At 73.5% G+C, this 19509-nt stretch carries 11 protein-coding genes and 1 pseudogene; 9 read left to right on the forward strand and 3 right to left on the reverse strand.

The genetic code is table 11. From position 1 onward, the window contains the following. Window positions 1-179: 179 nt before the first annotated feature. The 9 genes from B056_RS0122305 to B056_RS0122345 all read left to right on the forward strand — a co-directional run bounded on the left by B056_RS0122305 (window position 180) and on the right by B056_RS0122345 (window position 15851). Entirely contained in the window at window positions 180-2624 is a 2445-nt protein-coding gene (locus tag B056_RS0122305) for a DUF6049 family protein (protein ID WP_018504081.1), read from the forward strand. Then, the gene (murJ, locus tag B056_RS45450; RefSeq protein WP_268258382.1) at window positions 2621-6046 is read left to right on the forward strand and encodes a murein biosynthesis integral membrane protein MurJ; all 3426 of its coding nucleotides are present in this window, start codon (window positions 2621-2623) and stop codon (window positions 6044-6046) included. The genes B056_RS0122305 and murJ overlap by 4 nt, the downstream gene beginning before the upstream one ends. A gap of 629 nt (window positions 6047-6675) precedes the next feature. Beyond that, window positions 6676-8655, forward strand: a complete 1980-nt coding sequence (locus B056_RS0122315) for a protein kinase family protein (protein ID WP_018504083.1) — start codon at window positions 6676-6678, stop codon at window positions 8653-8655. A 72-nt stretch (window positions 8656-8727) separates the two neighbouring features. Then, window positions 8728-9630 carry an RNA polymerase sigma factor SigM gene (gene sigM / locus B056_RS0122320; protein WP_018504084.1) on the forward strand — a complete coding sequence of 301 codons (903 nt, stop codon included), beginning with the start codon at window positions 8728-8730 and terminating at the stop codon, window positions 9628-9630. A gap of 3 nt (window positions 9631-9633) precedes the next feature. After that, window positions 9634-11391 carry an anti-sigma factor family protein gene (locus B056_RS0122325; RefSeq protein ID WP_230203117.1) on the forward strand — a complete coding sequence of 586 codons (1758 nt, stop codon included), beginning with the start codon at window positions 9634-9636 and terminating at the stop codon, window positions 11389-11391. Window positions 11392-11568: 177 nt separating this feature from the next. Then, window positions 11569-12615: a thioredoxin-disulfide reductase gene (trxB, locus tag B056_RS0122330; RefSeq protein ID WP_035752429.1), complete on the forward strand. Its 1047-nt coding sequence runs from the start codon at window positions 11569-11571 to the stop codon at window positions 12613-12615. A gap of 95 nt (window positions 12616-12710) precedes the next feature. Further along, window positions 12711-13037: a thioredoxin gene (trxA, locus tag B056_RS0122335; protein WP_018504086.1), complete on the forward strand. Its 327-nt coding sequence runs from the start codon at window positions 12711-12713 to the stop codon at window positions 13035-13037. Window positions 13038-13676: 639 nt separating this feature from the next. Next, window positions 13677-14906, forward strand: a complete 1230-nt coding sequence (locus tag B056_RS0122340; RefSeq protein ID WP_026240008.1) for an N-acetylmuramoyl-L-alanine amidase — start codon at window positions 13677-13679, stop codon at window positions 14904-14906. Window positions 14907-15212: 306 nt separating this feature from the next. Then, a complete protein-coding gene (locus tag B056_RS0122345; RefSeq protein WP_018504088.1) occupies window positions 15213-15851 on the forward strand; it encodes a hypothetical protein in 639 nt (212 codons plus the stop codon). Between the two features lie 97 nt (window positions 15852-15948). Here B056_RS0122345 and B056_RS0122350 read toward each other — a convergent pair whose 3' ends face one another. The 3 genes and pseudogenes from B056_RS0122350 to rsmG form a co-directional block, all read right to left on the reverse strand. After that, window positions 15949-16878, reverse strand: coding sequence for a ParB/RepB/Spo0J family partition protein (locus tag B056_RS0122350; RefSeq protein ID WP_018504089.1), 930 nt, complete (start codon window positions 16876-16878; stop codon window positions 15949-15951). 491 nt (window positions 16879-17369) lie between these two features. After that, window positions 17370-18377, reverse strand: a pseudogene (locus B056_RS46135) (ParA family protein); the annotation flags it as partial. Beyond that, complete coding sequence (gene rsmG, locus B056_RS0122360) at window positions 18340-19338, reverse strand: 16S rRNA (guanine(527)-N(7))-methyltransferase RsmG (protein WP_018504091.1); 999 nt, start codon at window positions 19336-19338, stop codon at window positions 18340-18342. The gene rsmG and the pseudogene B056_RS46135, both read right to left, overlap by 38 nt. Window positions 19339-19509 lie beyond the last annotated feature (171 nt).

A 19509-nucleotide genomic window follows, 5' to 3' on the forward strand; every position in this document is an offset into this window, starting at 1 on the left:
GTACCCCGTTCCGCCGGCACCGGCTGGCGGCCGCGGCGCTGCTCGGGTCCGCCGCGCTGCTCTGGCCCGGGGCCGGCGTGAGCCTGGCGAGCACGAAGCTCAATCCGCATAATCCACAGGCTTCATCCACAGTTTCCACAGGGCTGTCCACAGAGTTGTCCACAGGATCAGCCTCATCTGTGGGAATCTCGCCGGACGGCGGGACGATCGCCCAGCCGATAACCCGGACGAACCCCGGCACAAGCGGCACATCGAGCACGCAACAGACCACACCGGGTACCGCTGGAGCCACGAACGGGACCACGGGCCTGCCCATCGAGGTCCGCCTCACCAGCCTCGTCACCCCGAGTGCCGCCGCCCCCCAGCTCCGGATGACCGGCACGGTCGACGTGGGCGGGACGGTGCTGCCGACCGACCTCGGCGTCGTCCTCGAGGTGGGCGGCCCGTTGCGGTCCCGCGGCGAGCTCGCCCAGCTGACCAGCGGCGGCCCGCCCCCGCAGATCCGTTACTCGACGCTCGCCAGCGGGCCGCTGACCATCAGCCCCACCGCGACGACCCCCGGCCAGTTCGCCGCGCAGGCGGACGTGCCCGCGCTGTTCCGCTCGTCGACCGTGAGCGTGCGGCCGGTCCAGATCAGGATCGTCGGCCGGGTCGGCGAGCGCGCGCGGAGCACCGTCGCGTCGCTGACGACGTTCATCGTCGTCTCGCCCCCGCAGGCGGCGGCACGCACAGCGGTCGTCACCGTCCTGCCCGTCTCCAGCAAGCCCCGGCTGCGCTCGGACGGCCTGCTCACCGACGACACCCTCACCGACGAGGTCCGCGACGGCGGCCGGCTCGACGCGCTGCTCGACCCGCTCGAGTCCACCGCCCCCGGGGCACCGCCGCCCCAGGTCGCCCTCGCGGTCGACCCCACGCTGGTACAGGCGTTGCGGCGCATGGAGGACCCGTACCGGTACGCCTCCCCGAGTGGGGCGAGAGACGCCCCGGCCGACCCCGACGCGGGCGCCTTCCTCGACCGGATCAAGGATTTCGCGCGGCGGGGCGGCACCGTCATCGCCCTGCCCTACGGGGACACCGACCTGCCGGCGCTCGTCCGCGCCGACCAGCTCGACACGCTGCAGTACTCGGTGAACACGGGCCAGGTCGTCATCGCCGGGCTGCTGGGCGGCGGGATCCAGAGGAGCGGCACGATCGCCTTCCCCGCCGACGGCATCGCCGACGCGCCCACCGTCGACGTGCTCGGTGCCAACGGCGCCGGCACGGTGATCGTCGACGACCGGCTGCTGCCCGCGGCCCAGGCCGTGCGGTACACCCCGTCCGCGGCGGTCACCGTGGCGACGTCCACCGGCCAGGTCCGCGTGCTCGCGGCGGACCACCGGCTGGCCGACGCGGTCGCCGGCTACGACGGCCAGCAGCTCCCGGAGCAGGCCCTCGCCCGGTTCCGCGCCGAGCTGGCGATGATCACCGCCGAGCAGCCGAACGAGCGGGCCGCGGTGCTGGCCCTCCCGCGCGACTTCACGCCGCCCGCCGGCTGGCTCAACTCGATCCTGCGCAGCCTCGACAGCGCCTACTCCAGGCCGGTCGGCATCAGGGAGCCGTCCCCGGACGCCACCCGGCAGCGTGCCGGCCTGACCTACAACGCCGACGCGCAGAGCCGGGAGCTGCCGGTCGACTACGTGAAGGGCGTCGGGCAGATCCGCGGCGAGGTGGCCGTCCTCAGCGCGGCCTTCTGCCCGCCGACCACCATGACCGGGCTGGGGCTGCTCAAGTGCCAGCAGGACCTGGTCGCCCCGATGAGCAACACACTGATCACAGCCCTGTCGGCGTGGTGGCGCACCGACCGGCTCGGCGGGTTCTCCCTGGCCCAGCAGGCGGACGGACAGGTCGGTGACTACCGGTCGAAGATCCGGGTCGTCGCGTCCCGGATCGTGAACCTCACCAGCAGCCGCGGGCGGGTCCCGGTGACGCTGGAGAACGGTTCTGACTGGAATGTGACCGTGGTCCTGAAACTCTCGTCCACCGACCGGGGGCGGCTCGTCTCGGCGACCGAGGTCACCCGGGTCCTCGAACCGTTCCAGAAGGACCAGTTCGAGATCGAGGTGGACGCCGAGAGCGCCGGCACCTTCCCGGTGGACATCCGGCTCGAGACCGTCGACGGGCAGGCCGTCGGCCCGGACGCCGCCGCCCGGGTGCTGGTGCGTTCGACGGTCTACGGGGCCATCGCCACGGCGATCACGATCGGCGCGATCGGCGTGCTGATGCTGGCCGTGCTGATCCGCCTGCTGCGCAGGCTCCGCGCGCGCTCCCGCGGCGGATCGGCGGCGACAGCGGCGACGGCGACGGCGACAGCGACGACGGCGGTGGACGCGGCGGCGCCCGGGACCGGCCCGGATCCGGGCTGGCCGGAGCGGCCCGTCGACGATCCCGTGCCGGCCGGCCCCGGGCACGATCCCTACTTCGACGGGCTGACCGCTCCCGCCGCCTACCGGGAGCGGGAGCCCACCGGCTCCCCGTACGGCCAGCCCACCGGTGGTCCCGGTGGCAGGGCGGCGGGGCCGTGGTCCGAGCGTCCCGCGGCCCCGGCCGGATCCGCGTCCCAGCCGCGGCGCCGGGACGGCCGGTGACCCCGGCCGACGAGTCGCGCTGGCCGCCCGACGACGGCCGCCACGACCCCCGGGACGGCCCGGGCACCCCCCGCCACCCGGACGACCGCTATCCGGACAGGCGTTATCCGGATGACCACTACCCCGACGAGCGCTACCCCGACGAGCGGTACGCCGGCGACGGTTACCCGAGCGGCGGCCGGGACGACGGCCGGGGTGGGGGCCGCGACGGGGGCGGAACCCACCGGGACGACGGGTACGCCGCCGGGCGGTACGACGGCGGTGGACGTCCCGACCAGCACTACGACGGCACCGGCGGGTACGCGGGCGACGGCTATCCGGCGGGCCCGAGCGGCCCGGGGGGTCGATACGGGGACGGCGGGGACAGTGGGTACGACGACCGCCCGTACCGGGGCAGTCCGTACCCGGACGACCGGTACGCGGACACCGGTGAGCCGCATCGGCCGGGTTCGCCGTTTCCTCATGCCGATGAGCAGCCGGCCCGCTACCGTCCGAACGTGAACCGGCCCGCTCAGGACCCGCCGACGCCGTGGGGCGATCGGGAAGCGCCGTCGGAGCGGCCCCCCGGACCGCCGCCGTACGAGCCTGACCGCGGCGGGTGGGACCCACGCGACGGCGATCCCCGGTACGACGAGGCGCCCTACGGCGAACCGCCGTACGACGAGGCGCCCTACGGCGAGGCCCAACGCGGCGAACCCCGGTACGGGGATCGCCGGTACGACGGGCGTGACCAGCCCCGGTACGACGACTCCCGCCCCGACGAGCCGCGATACGACGAGCTCCGGTACAGCGAGCCCCGATACGACGGCGGACCCCGGTACGGGCAACCTCGCCACGGCGAACCGCCGGACTGGTACGCGGACGGGTCGCACACCACGGCCCGGGTGCCCACCGGCTCCGCCTACCCGGACACCCCCCCGCCGGTGCCCGGCCGGCGCCGCCCCGATCCCGACGATCCCTACGACGCCGCGCCGCACCCGACCGCGCCGCACCCGACCGGGCCGCGTCGTGCCGGTCCGGGCGCGGGCAGGTCGCCCCAGTCCCGTCAGGAGGACGGCCCGGAGATCGGCGGGCGTCCACCCGAGGGACGGCCGCCGGCAGGTGAGCAGACCCGCAGACTGCCGAGCGCCCCCGCCGTGCCACCGCCGTCCGAGGGCGGCCCGGCGATGTGGTCGTCCCGCTCCCGCACGCCGGCCCCCGGCGCGGCTCCGCGGGCCGGCGCCGGTCCGGCGCGCCGGACCCGGCCACCGGTCGAACCGTTCGCGGATCCGCCGGTGGAGCCACCGGTCGAGCCGTTCGTGGACCCGCTGGTGGACCCGCTCGACGAGCTGCCCGCCGACGAGCGCACCAGCAGGCTGGCGCCGCCCGTGACACCGCCACCGGCGTCCAACCGGCGCCCCGCGCCCGAGGGCGCGCGGCCGGCCGGGCGCGGGCGGGCCCCGGGCCGACAGGCCACCGACCGGCCCGCCACCGGCAAGCAGGCCACGGGCCGGCAGGCCGGGAGCCGGCCGGCGCCGGGCAAGCAGGCCGGTGGCACCACGCGCGGCGCCGCCACGGCGAAACGCGGTGGGCTCGGCCGCGCCAGCGGGACGATGGCGATCGGCACCATCGCCTCGCGGGCCTCGGGCTTCCTGCGCACGGTCGCGATCGCCGCGGCGATCGGCACCGGGGCCGTCGGCCAGGCCTTCAACGTCGCCAACACGACCCCGAACATCCTCTACGACCTGCTGCTCGGCGGGATCCTGACCAGCGTCGTCGTACCGGTGCTGGTGCAGGCGTCCAAGGAGGACCCGGACGGGGGCGACAGCTTCGCCTCGTCCCTGATCACGCTGATGGTGCTCGGCCTGGGCGCGGCGGTCCTGGTGGGGATGTTCGCCGCACCCCAGATCATCAGCCTCTACCTGAACGCCGGGCCGGCACAGCGCGCACTGGGCGCGGACCTGCTGCGCTGGTTCATGCCGCAGATCCTCTTCTACGGCGTCGGCGCGACGCTCGGGGCGATCCTCAACACCCGCCAGTCCTTCGCCGCGCCCATGTTCGCGCCGGTGCTGAACAACCTGGTGGTGATCGCCACCTGCGTGGTGTTCATCTTCCTGCCCGGACCGCGCCCGCCGACCCTGGACGGCATCACCGACGCCCAGAAGATCGTTCTCGCGGGCGGCACGACGCTCGGCGTGGTCGTGATGACCATCGCGCTGCTGCCCTCGGTGCGCTCCGTGGGGTTCCGCTACCGACCTCGGCTCGACCTGCGCCACCCCGGGCTGATCACGGCGGCCCGGCTGGCCGGCTGGACGCTGCTCTACGTCCTGATCAGCCAGCTCGGCTATCTGATGATCACCCGGCTGTCGTCGTCGACCACCGCCTACTCGATCTACACCTACGCCTACCAGATCTTCCAGCTGCCGTACGCGATCATCGGCGTCTCGGTGATCACCGCGCTGCTCCCCCGGATGAGCGGCCACGCCGCCAGCGAGCAGGCCGACCTGGTGCGCGAGGACCTCTCGACGGCGGCCCGGATGACGGTCACCGCGATCGTCCCCTCGGCGCTGTTCCTGCTGGCGCTGGGACGCCCGATCGCCGTGACGGTCTTCAACCACGGCGCGGTCGGCTACGACGACGCGATCGCGATCGGGGACACGCTGAGCGCCTTCGCGATCGCGCTCGTGCCGTTCTCGCTGTTCCAGGTGCAGCTGCGGGCCTTCTACGCCTACCGGGACAGCCGCACGCCCGCCCTGGTCAACATCGGCGTGGTCGCCACGAACGTGCTGGCAGCGTTCGTGCTGTCGGAGGTGGTCGCCGAGAAGCACCGGGCGGCCGCGCTGGCGCTGGCCTTCTCGCTGGCCTATCTGATCGGCCTGGTCGCGACGACGGTCCTGCTGCGCCGCCGCCTGCGTGGCATCGACGGCAACCGCATCGCGCGGGTGACGACCCGGGTGAGCGTGACGGCCGGGGTGGGCGCGGTCCTCGCCAGCGTCATCGCGAGCGGCCTGCGTGACCTGCTCGGCAGGGGCTGGCTCGGTTCCGGGGTCGCGGTGGTGCTGGCGCTGGTCGTCGGCGGCCTGGTCTTCGTTGTGATCTCCGTGCGCACCGGCATGCACGAGATGACGGCACTGATGCGCATCGTCGGTGGCCGGCTCGGCCTCGGCCGACGGGCCAAGGCCGCCGGCGCTGGTTCCGGTGCCGGCGCGGCGCCGGCGTCCGCGACGCCGTCACCGCGATCGGCCGGCCGGGGAGACGGCGGCCGGGGCGGGCCCTCAGGCGGTCGTGGCGGCCCCCCCGGTGGGCGTGGCGGGCCCGCGGGCGGACGCGGCGACGGTGGGCGTGGCGGGCCCGCGGACGGTCGTGGCGGGCGCGGCGGACCTTCCGGCCGGCCCGGCGGGCCGTCAGGGCGGCGCGGCGGCTCCTCGGGCCGCCGCGGCTGACCGGCCGCGACACCTGCTGGCACTGGTCCCGCCCGTGCGGGCCGATGGTCTCGATTCCGTCGCCCGGATTCCCCACCGGCATGGCACCAAGGTCCCATCGGCGTGGCGGACGGCGCCCGGCGGCGGGAGCGGAACCCCAACCACGCCCATGCCACCGGCCACCCATCAACACGACTTTAAGTGACAGCAGCAAATCATTCGGCAAAGATTTGACACACCCGAACACAGATAAGCACAGAAAGTGATCCTCTAGTGGCGTCGAACGGGTGTAGGGGTGAAGATGGGTGTGTTACCACTGATTTCGCACGAGCGCACGCCGGGTCCATGGCGTGTCCATAGGCGGATGGTTCGCCCCGGTGTGCCAAGCTGGCTTGTCCGGAGACATCCGCGAGATGCCAGGGCCGGACTCGTACACTGAACACGCTGTGCGCGGGCCCCGCCCAACGTCGCCGGTGAACCAGGCGCAGCACCCAGCTCGTCGCGTTGGTCACACGATGCGTTCCGATGCGACGGAGGGTGTCCGGGATGTTCGTTCGCAGTAGCGGAACGCTGGGCGGATCCCCTGCCCGGGTGAGGTGGGGCAACCCGCCGTCGGGTCGGCCGGCGGGTGTGCGGACGACGGAGGCGCTGTGGTCGACGGAAGCAACCGACCGCAGGGCGCGGACGTCGATAACGACGTGACCACCGACTCGCCGGGCGAGCGCCCGGCCAGCACAGCCGTGCTGGCCGAATCCGTCCTCGACCGCCGCTACCGCCTCCTGGCGCCGCTGAACACCCGCGGTCCGGTGACCCTGTGGCGGGGTGACGACAACACCCTCGCCCGGCCGGTGGCCGTCCGGATCGTCGAGCACGTCGACCCCGGCACCGACCCCGACGCCGCGGCGGAGATCGATCCGGGTGTCCGGGAGGACGCCGCCCGCGCCCTGCTGAAGGCGGCGATCAACTCCGGGCGGCTGGTCCACCCGGGTGCCGCGTCGACCTACGACGCCACGACCACGACCACCGGCACGGCCCGTGTCTCCTATGTCGTCTCGGAGTGGGTGGAGGGGCGCACCCTGCGCCAGCTCGCCACCAACGGGCCACTGCGCCCCGAACAGGCCGGGGCCATCGTCCTGGCGGCGGCCCGGGTCCTAGCCGCCGCGCACGACCGCGGCATCCACCACGGCGGGCTCAACCCCGGCGACGTGATCGTCTCCGGCCACGGCACCGTGAAGGTCGTCGACCTGGAGATCGGCGGTGTCCTCGCCGGGCTGGACGGCGCGGCGACCGGCGCGGAGCCGACCATCGGCTCCGACCCGGAGAAGGACGACGCGCCTCCCTCGGCCGAGCTGGCGGACGTCCGGGCTCTCGGCGGGCTTCTCTACGCCGGGCTGACCGGCACCTGGCCGCTGCTCGGCGAGCACGCGCTGCCGGCCGCCCCGACGAGCGACGGCCGGCTGCGGACTCCACGGCAGATCAACTCGGCCGTCCCGCGCGACCTCGACGCGATCACTCTGGCGACCCTCGGCGACGAGCGGGCCGGTGCGCCGATCACGACCGCCGCGGAGCTGGTCGCCGAGCTCGAGGCGGTCAGCCCGGTCGACCAGGTCCTCGACACCGGCCTGATGAGCCTCGGTGACGACGGCCCCCCGAGCACCGAGGCGATGTCGGTCGACGGCTACAACCCGGCCACCGACGACTACCCCGCCCCCTCGGACTACCCGGGCCAGGGCTACGGCGGCGGGAACAACTCGGGCGGCAACGGCTACGGCGGCCGGGACGACTACGACCGCCGCGGCTACGACCAGACCTCCTACCTGGGCCGCGACGGCTACGACCAGACCTCCTACAACGACCGCGGCTACGGCGGCCGGGACAACTACGACGACCGCGACCGCGGCGGCTACCCGTCGCAGCGCGAGGCACCCGAGCAGCGCCGGTACGACGACGACCGCTACCCGCCCGCCGGCGGCCACCGCCAGGGCGGCGGGTCAGGCGGCTCGGCCGGCGGCACGGCCCGCCGGGTCCTGCCCTGGGTGGCGCTGCTGGTGGTCGTCGCCCTCGTCGCGGTGGTCGCCGTGATCGCCCTGCGCCCGAAGGACGACGGCGGCGGCACCCCGGACGGAGACACCGGCCCCTCCTCCATGGCCGTGGTGCCCTCCGGCACACCGATCCCCTTCGGCGAGGTCACCTCGTTCGACCCGCAGGCAGCCGACTCGCCGAAGGACGAGAACCCGGCCGACGTCCCGAAGGCCATCGACGGTGATGCGTCGACCCAGTGGACGACGACCGGCTACAACCCGGACCGGCAGTTCGGTGGGTTGAAGTCCGGTGTGGGGCTACGGTTCGCCTTCCCCAATGCCATAACTCCGAGCGAAGTCATCGTCACCGTCGGATCCCTGAATCCGGTCTCGTTCGAGCTGAGAGCCTCGGACACCCTTTCGGAGAACATCGACGACTACCAGGTCATCGGTTCGCCGCAGCTGAACAAGTCGAGCCAGGTGGCGATCACCATGCCCTCCGACCCGCAGCCGCACAAGTACTGGGTGCTATGGCTGACGTCGCTGCCCACGAATCCCGAGGACGGCAAGTTCAAGGGGTCGATCGCGGAGATCGTCTTCCGGGCCTGACCAGCCGGAATCAGGTGTGGCGACTCTGATGCGCACTGCGGCTGAGCGGCCGTCGCCGGCGTCTGGACGTCGGTGAACCCGCCCGCGGCGACGGGTGCCCGGTCCTCCGGCCGGGCACCCGCGGCCGACCTGGAGGCGCTGCGTCGGCACGTGGCGGGGGACCCGGCCGCGTTCGGCGAGCTGTTCCGCGCGCACGCCGACCGACTGTGGTCGGTGGCGTTCGCGCTGCTGCAGGACACCGAGGAGGCGGCGGACGCCGTCCAGGAGGCGATGCTCTCCGCGCACCGGCGGGCCGCCGACTTCCGGGGTGAGGCGGCGGTCGGCACCTGGCTGCACCGGATCGTCACCAACGCCGCCCTCGACCGGCTGCGCCGCCGCGCCGTGCGCCCGACGGTGCCGATGCCCTCGACCCCCGACGGCGTCCCCTACGAGCCGCCCGACACCCGGGACGCGATCGCCGAGCACGACACCCGGATGGACATCGGCGCCGCGCTCGGCATGCTTCCGGTCACACTGCGCACCCCGGTCGTCCTCGTGGACGTCGAGGGCCGGCCGGTCGCCGAGGTGGCCGAACTGCTGGACATACCGGTCGGGACGGTCAAGAGCCGCTGCGCGCGCGGCCGGGCGCGACTCGCCGTCCTGCTCGGGCACCTTGCCCCCGAAGGGGCTCGCCGGCCGGCCGCCGGGAACCAGGCGGCCTCGCCTTCCGTCTGTGATGAGGGACGGTACGACACATCGGCCGGCGGTTTCGAGGAACCGGCCGACCAGTCGATCGAACATTCGGTCGAACCGCTCGACCAGCCGGTCGGGCGGGCGGGGTCCGACCGCGAGGAGGCGGACGGTACCGACCCCACCGGCACGACCACTCGTGGCGCCGCCGCCGAACCCGTCGAGATACCGGGCGCGGCCGGCGTCCCGAGACCCGCCGACCGGACCGGCACCACGGCCGGGCGGCTGACTCGCCGGAGGAGGTGATCGGTGGTGGTGACGGACGAACACGGCGCCCACGCCCCTGATCCGGGCTGGCGCCCCGGCGACCCTGGCCCGCGTTCCCGGGCCGGCACGGCCGCCCAGCGCGCAGCCGCCCAGCGCACGGCTGCCCAGCGCACGGCCGACGGGCTCGCCACCGGCGAGCACGCCGCCGGCGGGCATCCCGACGTGGAGGCGCTCGACGCCTACCTGGACGCCCGGCCGGACCCGGCGGCCCAGGGCTTCCCCCTGGAGCCGGCGGTCGCCCGGGTCGAGCGCCACGTCCACTCGTGTGCCGCCTGCCAGGAGGCGCTCACGGCCCTGCGCCGGGTCCGCGCCGACCTCGCCCGCCTCGCGAGCATGACGATGCCGGCCGACGTCGCCGAGCGCATCCAGGCCGCGCTGGCCGCCAGGTCGGCCACGGACCTCCGGGAACGGGAAGGCGTCCGGCCGGGGCGCGGTTCCCGCGGGGGAACGGCCGGCGGCCCACCGCGGCCACGCCGCCGTCTCGGGCGGGTCGGCTCGCTGTCGGCCTCGGGCCTCGTCGCCCCTGGGGAGTTCGAACGGAAGACCACCGCGGGCGACCCGGGGCGAACAGCCGCGGGCGTCGGCGCCGGCGGCCTCGGCTCGGGCATCGCCGAGCGGAACATCGCCGGGTCGGGCACCACGGGATCAGACACCACGGGATCAGGCGCCACCGCACCAGGCAACGCGGGAGCAGGCAACGCGGAGTCCGGCACTGGCGAGCCAACCGCCACCGCACCTGGCGCCGCGGCGCCGGACACTTCGGCGCCAGAGGCTTCGACACCAGGCACCAGGGCACCAGGGCACCAGGCACCAGGCACCCCGACGTCAGGCACCGGGGCTCCGGGCACGACGGCGCCGCGCGGCGCCGGACAGGACACCGCCGACCACGGCACCATCCGGCACGGCAGCACCCGGCACGGCAGCACCCGGCACGGTGGCGGCGGAAGGCGGCGCAGGGGGCTCGTCGGTGCCGGTGGCCGGGCCGCCCGCGACTGGGTCTCGATCGCGGCGACCTGCGTCGCGCTGGTGGCGTTCGGCGCCGCCGTACTGACCCTGCGCGGGCTGACCGCGGGCGGCGGGGACGCGAGCTCCACCGCGGCCAGCGACGCGGCCACGGCGCTGTCAGGCGCCTCCCAGGCGAGCGGCCCGGAGATCGCGCGGGCGCCCGGGCCGGCCGCCGCCGCGACCGTTCCCAACGCCCCCGAAGCCCCCGAAGCCGCCGGTGCCGCCGGGACGTCCGAGGAGCCGTCCGCGGCCGTCGCGATGGTCGCCGACTCGGGCGAGGCGGTCCGGGCCGACGACATAGTCGTGCACGGCCGGAGCCTGCTCACCGGGCAGATCCCGACGACCAGGCTCACCTGGTCCGTCCTGCCCGCCCTTGCCGGTGGGACGCCCGTGCCGTCCACCGCGGGCACGGAGCGGGCCGCCGAGGGCGGCGCGCCCACCCCGCGACCGGGAACGGACCTGTCGGTGCCCTCCGCCACGACACCGGAGGAACTCGCCCGGGTGATTGACACTCCGCAGCTGCGGATGTGCTACGACAGCCTCACCGCCCAGACGGGCGGGTCGGTACTGGCCCTCGACCGGGTGCGTTTCGACGGTCAGCGGGCGCTGCTGGTGGTCCTCTCGGTCGCCGGCCAGCCCACCGCCGCGCGGGTCGTCGTGATCGACGCACGCTGCGGCGTGGTACGGATGCCGGGCGCGGTGTTGTACAGCGCGAACACCACCCGCGTGCTGTAGGCGGGGGTCGGCGACACGGCGACACACACGTAGGGACGGACACACCCCCTTGCCACGGTGACCCCGCGGTGGAATCAGCGGCGGTCGGCGACGGTTATGGGGGCAGACATCACGTCGGCGAGGCAACGTACGACAGGGTCGACGGGGCCCCGTCCGACAGTCGTGAAGGGAGTGGGTGTGACAGCCCAGGGCAAGGACCAGGCCGGTCAGGCCACCGGAGCGGAGCGTTCCGGCGAGCGCGTCCTGGACGTCGTCATCATCGGATCCGGGCCGGCCGGATACACCGCGGCGATCTACACCGCGCGGGCGAACCTGAAGCCGGTCGTCTTCGAGGGCGCGGTGTCCGCGGGCGGCGCACTGATGACCACGACCGAGGTGGAGAACTTCCCGGGCTTCCCCGAGGGCATCCAGGGGCCGGCGCTCATGGAGAACCTGCGCGCCCAGGCGGAGCGGTTCGGCGCCGAGCTCGTCGCGGACGACGTCACCGAGGTCGACCTGGCCGCGGACCCGAAGGTGATCAAGGTGGGCGACGAGACCTACCTCGCCCGCTCGGTCATCGTCGCGACCGGCTCGGCCTACAAGAAGCTCGGTGTCGAGAACGAGGACCGGCTGCTCGGCCGGGGCGTGTCGGCCTGCGCGACCTGTGACGGCTTCTTCTTCCGGGACCAGGACATCGCCGTCGTCGGCGGCGGTGACTCGGCGCTGGAGGAGGCCACCTTCCTCACCCGGTTCGCGAAGTCGGTGACGATCGTGCACCGGCGGGACAAGCTGCGCGCCAGCGCGATCATGCAGGAGCGGGCGTTCGCCAACCCGAAGATCCGGTTCCGGTGGAACGCGGTGGTCGAGGAGATCCTCGGCGAGGACAAGGTCGCCGGCGTCCGGCTGCGTGACACGGTCACCGGCGAGACGGACGAGCTCGCCGTCACCGGCCTGTTCGTGGCGATCGGCCACCTCCCCCGCACGGAGCTGATCCACGACCAGCTCGAGCTGGACGGCGAGGGCTACATCAAGGTGGCCCACCCGACCACCCACACCAACCTCCCCGGTGTGTTCGCCTGCGGCGACGTCGTCGACCACACCTACCGCCAGGCGATCACCGCGGCCGGCACCGGATGTTCGGCCGCCCTCGACGCCGAGCGTCACATCGCCGACCTGGAGGGCGCCGCGGACACCACCGCCGAGGCACCCCGGGAAGCGGCGCCGGAGCTCGCCGCGACGACCTGACGCGAACCACCCCCGCCGTGACGGGTACGCCCCGCCACGGCAAAGCCGCCAGCCACCAGTCCAGGACACAAGAGTTCAACCCTGAGGAGAGCGCCATGGCAGGCTCCACCACCAAGGTGACGGACGGCACGTTCGCCGCCGAGGTGCTCAAGAGCGACAAGCCCGTACTCGTCGACTTCTGGGCCGAGTGGTGCGGCCCGTGCAAGATGGTCGCGCCGGTGCTGGAGGAGATCGCCAAGGAGCACGGCGAGAAGCTCCGGATCGTCAAGCTCAACATCGACGAGAACCCGGAGATCGCGCGCCAGTACCAGATCATGTCGATCCCGACGATGGCCGTCTTCGTCAACGGCGAGGTCGACAAGAGCATCGTCGGCGCCAAGCCGAAGGCCGCGCTGCTGCGCGACCTGTCGGCCTACATCTGATCGGTCCGCACCCGGCCACGTCCAGGCCGGGCCAGCGCACCCCGCCGGCCATGGTCGATCTCGACGGCCCGCTCCGATCCCGGAGCGGGCCGTCTTCGTCTCCGGCCAACCGCGTCTGTCGCCAACCGCACCGCCGGCCAACCGCACCGCCGGCCGCCCTCTCCGCCGGTCAGCCCCGTCTGTGGAACTTTTGGTAGCCGGAAGCCCACGTCCGGTGGGATTTTCCGGACTGTCGACCGCTATCGGCCCTGAGCGGGCCGTAGACATGATCGAATGAGCGGCGCATAGCTGCTCATGCACCGCGCACGTCATCTTTGGTCACATCAGGTAGTCATCGGCCGTTTCTCCGGGATGGCCACCGCCAGCCGGGGTTCACACCGAACCGAGCTGCCCCACCGGTACATGAAACGGCTCAGACAACTCACTTCAGCGGCCACCCGCGCCGACTCCGGGTTCCGGCCCGGTCGGCGCGGGGCGCCGGGCGCGGGTACGGGGCACCGGGGCAGAAAGGTGGGCGAGGGGGATCGCCGTCCTCACAGCCCGGGACCGATGGCCTAATCTGATGACCGGGATTCGGCGGCGGAACCGCCTGACGCAGGTCGACGGCTCGATGAACGCGGACTCGAAAGGTACTCATTCGTGAAGCTGCTGCGTCTTGGTGACCGTGACCCCTCTGTGGTGGAGGCCCGGGCAGCTTTCATCCACCTGGGTTTCCTTCCCGTCGCCCCCCGCCAGACCGATGCGGCCGACAGCCCCGGGGCAGCTGTCCCCGGGGTGCCCCCCGCAGCCGACGGGCCGGACGGGAGCGGCGGGGCTACCGGGAACGGCGGCCAGGTGGACGACACCGACCAGTTCGACAGCGAGCTGGACAACGCCGTCCGGGCGTTTCAGCAGAGCCGCGGGCTGTCGGTCGACGGCATCATCGGCCCCGACACCTTCCGGGCCATCGAGGAGGCTCGCCGCCGGCTCGGCGACCGGCTCCTCCACTACAGCGTCACCCACCCGTTCGTCGGTGACGACGTCGCCGCCCTGCAGGAGCGGCTGTCGAACATGGGCTTCGACGTCGGCCGCGCGGACGGCATCTTCGGCGCCCGGACAGACTCCGCCGTCCGGGACTTCCAGCGCAACCGGGGACTCGACCCAGACGGCCTCTGCGGCCCGCGGACCCTGCGCGAGCTCAAGCGCCTCGAACGCACGGTCACCGGCGGCCGCCCGGACGTCCTGCGCGAGTCCATGCGCCTGCTGGCCCGGGGGCCGTCGCTGCTCGGGATGGTCGTCGCCATCGACCCCGGGCACGGCGGCGACGACCTCGGCGTGTCCAGTGGTGGGCTGTGCGAGCGCGACCTGATGGCCGACCTGGCCTCGCGGCTGGAGGCCCGGCTGCTCGCGTCCGGCCTGGAGGCCTACCCGGTGCACGGTCCGCACGAGTCGCCGCCGGAGGCGGAACGCGCGGCCCGGGCGAACGAGATCGGCGCCGACCTGCTGGTCTCGCTACACGTGGACGCGAGCGGCTCCGCGCAGGCGCAGGGTGTCTCGACGTACTACTACGGCCACGCGCGAGGCTCGTCGGCGGTCGGTGAGCGCTTCGCCGCCCTGGTGCAGCGCGAGATCGTCTCGCGGACCGACATGGTGGACTGCCGCGCCCATCCCAAGACCTGGGAGCTGCTGCGCCGGACCAGGATGCCCGCCGTCCAGATCGAGCTCGGCTACCTCAGCAACACCCACGATGCCGCCGCGCTGGCGTCGACCGAGTTCCGGGCCGCCGTCGCGGAGGGCCTGCTCGCCGCCACCCAGCGCCTGTTCCTGCCGCCCGAGCAGGACCCGCCGACGGGGCAGCTGCGCGTCCCCCGCATCGCGGCCCGAGCCTGACGCCCCACCCCATCCCACCCAGCACCCCACCCCGCCCCGCGCCGCGCCGCGCCGCGCCCCAGCCTTCGCGCCCCGCCGCGCCGCGCCGCGGGAGTCTCCCCTGCCACCCGAGCTTGTCGCGTTTCACAGTCGCCACCAGCTTTGCGGCGGACGTCCCGGGAACGTGCAACTCATTGGCGAGGTTTCACGTGGAACAGGTCACGGCGTGCCCGTGGCCACAGGCGGTGGCGACCGTCCTAGGCTGTTCAAGGTAAGCGGAAGAATCGGCCGGGGACGGTCGTCCGGACCGCTGGGAGGGCTGGCTCGATGAGTCGTCGGATCGCGAACATCACCCTCGACAACATCGACGACCTGCCGCCCCTCTGTCGCAGATGCGTCTTCTGGGAGCTCGATCCGGTAGCCCGTAGCCGGGCCGAGGAGGCCGGCGGCACGGACATCGAGAAGGAGGCCTGGGTCTCGTCCGCGCTTCTCGAATGGGGTAGCTGCGGAAAAGTCGTGTACATCGACAACGTCCCGGCCGGGTTCGTCATGTTCGCGCCGCCGGCGTACGTGCCGCGCTCCGTGGCGTTCCCGACCAGCCCCGTCAGCCCGGACGCGGTGCTGCTCATGACCGCGCAGATCGTCCAGGAGTTCACCGGTCAGGGTCTGGGCCGGGTCCTCATCCAGTCGGTGGCCAAGGAGATCACCCGGCGCGGCTACCGCGCCCTGGAGGCGTTCGGCGACCTGCGCGACTCCGGCACCCGCTGCGTCGTGCCCGCTGACTACCTGCTCGCGGTCGGGTTCAAGACGGTTCGCCCGCACCACCGCTGGCCCCGCCTGCGCCTCGAGGTGAAGAACGCCGTCAGCTGGCGGGAGGACGTCGAGGTGGCCCTGGAGCGTCTGCTCGGCTCGATGAATCCCGAAGGCGTCCTGCGCCAGGTGAACCCCGTCCCCGGCGCCGTCTGAGCGGGCCGCGCCCGCACCGCACCGACCCCGGACATGCGTCGGGGCGCACGTGGCTGGCACGTGCGCCCCGGGGCCCCGCGGTGAGATCAGGAGACGGTCAGGAGGCCCTCGAGTTCGGGGACATCACCTCGACGATCCGCTCCAGATCCTCGATCGTCGCGAACTCCACGGTGATGCGGCCCTTGCTGCGGCCCATGTCCACCTTGACCCGGGTCTCCAGTCGGTCCGACAGACGGTCGGCGATGCTGGTCAGCGCCGGCTCAGCCGCCCGCGGCCCGCGCGGAGCCCGCTTGCGGGGGCCCTCCTCGCCGAGGGCCACGATCTCCTCCACCGCCCGTACGGACAGACCCTCGGCGACGATGCGCGTCGCCAGCCTGTCCTGGGCATCGGGATTCTCCAGGGAGAGCAGCGCGCGGGCGTGCCCCGCGGACAGCACCCCGGCGGCCACCCGACGCTGCACCGCCGGCGGCAGCCCGAGCAGGCGGATGGTGTTCGTGACATGCGAGCGGGAACGGCCCAGGCGGCCGGCCAGCTCCTCGTGCGTCGCCCCGAAGTCGCGCAGCAGCTGCTCGTAGGCCGCGGCCTCCTCGAGCGGGTTGAGCTGCTGGCGGTGCAGGTTCTCCAACAGGGCGTCGCGCAGCATGGCGTCGTCCGCGGTGTCCCGGACGATGGCGGGCACCCGCTCCAGCCCGGCGAGCTTCGACGCGCGCAGCCGCCGCTCGCCCATGACCAGCTCGTAGCGGCCGGGCAGGAGCTCCCGGACGACGATCGGCTGGAGGAGCCCCACCTCGCGCAGGCTGGCGGCCAGCTCCGCGATGGCGTCCTCGTCGAAGTGGGTCCGTGGCTGGCGCGGGTTCGGGGTCACCGAGTCCACCGGGATCTCCCGGAAGACGGCGCCCGCGACCGGGGCGGGAGCCGGTGCCGGAGCGTGGTCCAGGCCGTTGCTCTGGTACCCGTCCTGCGGCTCGGCGGCCGCCGGAATGAGCGCGCCGAGACCACGGCCCAGACCACCGCGCCGCGCCGTCATCGACCGGCCCCGTTCAGGTTCGGACCGCCGGACCCGGAGGCCCCGCCGTGCGGGCCGTACCCGTTGGGCCGTCCGTACCCGTCCCGGGTGCCGGGTGTGCCCGGAACCAGCGGCCCGTCCGGAACGGCGAAGCCCTCCGGCGTGGCCGGCCCGCCCGTGGCGGCGTGACCGCCCGGCGAGGCGTAGCCGTCGGCGGGCGTGCCGTACCGGTCGTCGTCGGAGTAGCCGTCGCCGCCGGGATAACCGTCGTCACCGGGATAACCGTCGCCGCCGGAGTAGCTGTCGTCACCGGGGTAGCCACCGTCGGCGCGGTAGCCGGACGGCGCCGGGCCGGGCCGGTCAGGGCTGGTCTGGGCGGCGCCCGTGCCGCGGCCGACGGGCGGCGGGGGGCCGCTGGGGGAGTGGCCGTTCGCCGGAGCCCCACCGGTCGGGGCGGAACCGCTGGGAGCCCCGTTGCGGGCACTCCCGGCGCTGCCGCGGGGGGGCGGGTCGACTCCGCGCTCGGCGAGCTCGCGTGCCGCGGCCAGGTAGGACAGCGACCCGCGGGAGGCGGGATCGTAAGTCAGGACGGACTGGCCGTAGCTCGGCGCCTCGGCGAGCCGGACGTTGCGCGGGATCGTGGTGCTCAGCACCCTGTCCCCGAAATGCTCCTTCACCTCGTGCACGACCTGATCGGCGAGTCGGGTGCGCGAGTCGTACATGGTCAGCAGGATGGTCGACAGCCGGAGCTCCTGGTTGAGATGGGCCTGGACCAGCTCGACGTTACGCAGCAGCTGACCAAGGCCCTCCAGCGCGTAGTACTCACACTGGATCGGGATCAGGAGCTCCCGGGCCGCCACGAGCGCGTTGACCGTGAGCAGCCCCAGTGACGGCGGGCAGTCGATGAGGACGTAGTCGACCTCGTTGCGCATGCCGTCGATGGCCCGGCGCAGCCGGGTCTCCCGGGCGACCATCGAGACCAGCTCGATCTCGGCGCCCGCGAGGTCGATCGTCGCCGGCGCGCAGAACAGCCCGTTGGACTCACTGGACCGCACGACCACGTCGTCGAGGGGGCGGTCTCCGAGCAGCACCTCGTAGATCGAGGGAGTGCCGGACCGATGGTCCACGCCGAGGGCGGTGGAGGCGTTGCCCTGCGGATCGAGGTCCACGACCAGTACGCGGACTCCGTGCATGGCCAGTGCGGCGGCCAGGTTGACGGTGGTCGTCGTCTTGCCGACGCCACCCTTCTGATTGGCGACGGTGATGACACGCCGCCGGCTGGGTCGGGGAAAGGGTCGTCGTCGTTCCATCGTCAGTGCTTCCACCGCTGCTGCCGCCGCCGCTCCGATCGGGGTCGAGGAGTCGAGGGGGTCCAGGCCCGGGAGGCCGGGCGTGCCACCCGGACTCCCCCCGTGTACCCGGCCGCCTCGACCCGCCGACGCTGCTTCAGGTGCCCTCGCCGTCTCATATGGCTTCGCTGTTTCACGTGGAACGGGACCTCCCACGTGCCGGTCGATCACGAGTGCCCTCCCGTGGTCGCCGTGGCTGTGTCGTCCGTCTGGCCTGCCGGTCATCCGCGCCGCGCCGTCCCCTCCCGCCGTCCCCTTGGGTGGACTGAGGTGACCGCATCGCGCGCAGCACACGGGTGGGTTCGTCCACCAGGCCAGCCCCGCACGTCATGACGTTCACCTCGCGCCAACCCAGGGAATCGAGATCACTACGCGCGGCCTGCAATTCCTCAAGGATTCGCGAACCGCGCAGTGCAAGCATGACACCGCCCGGACGCGTGATCGGCAGCAGTACCGCGCCAAGACGTCCCAAAGGGGCTACTGCTCGGGCCACCGTAACGTCGAATGTGCGATGCGGCGGCAGCTCGGAAACGTCCGGAGCTCGTCCGCGCACGACCTCCACCTGGCCCGCCAGACCGAGCTCGGCCACGGCTTCCGCGAGGAAACGGCAGCGCCTTTCCATCGGCTCGAGCAGCGTCACCCGCAGGTCGGGCCGGGCGAGCGCGAGCGGGATTCCGGGAAGCCCGGCGCCGCTGCCGACGTCGACGACCTCGAGCGCGGGCTCACCGGAACCAGCGGAACCGGAAGCGGCGGAGTCGGAACCGGGCGGGGTGGAGCCGGGGGAGGACGAGGTGGAACCGGGAGAAAAAGGCCAGGTCGGGATCGCCTCGGCCAGAACGGCGCTGTTGAGGAGGTGCCGTTCCCAGAGCCGGCCGGTCTCCCGCGGCCCGATCAGCCCTCGCTCGACCCCGGCCGTCGAAAGCAGCTCGGCATATCGCACCGCGAGACCGAGACGATCACCGAAGACGGTGCGAGCGGCGTCGGGAACCACCTCGGCGGTTCCGGCCGGGCCTTCGGACGTCGTCCCCGGCTGAGCCGGGGCCGACGGCGACGGCGACGGCGACGGGGCCAGCTGATCCGAGGGGGAGGAGTCGGGACGGCGGTCACCGGCCGTCTGGTCGGGCGGTGTCATCGCTTCACCTCAACCACCAACGCGCCCGACATGCCCAGCCGGCACAGCTGACCGGTCTGAACTGTCGGCCAGGCCGAGAGGGCACGCCGGGCCCGCGGAACCGGGCCCGGATGTGGCTCGCCCCCGGCTGAGATCGGACGGCCCGGACAGCCGAAACTGGACGAGCGCGCG

Source organism: Parafrankia discariae, from assembly GCF_000373365.1.
Lineage (GTDB): Bacteria > Actinomycetota > Actinomycetes > Frankiales > Frankiaceae > Parafrankia > Parafrankia discariae.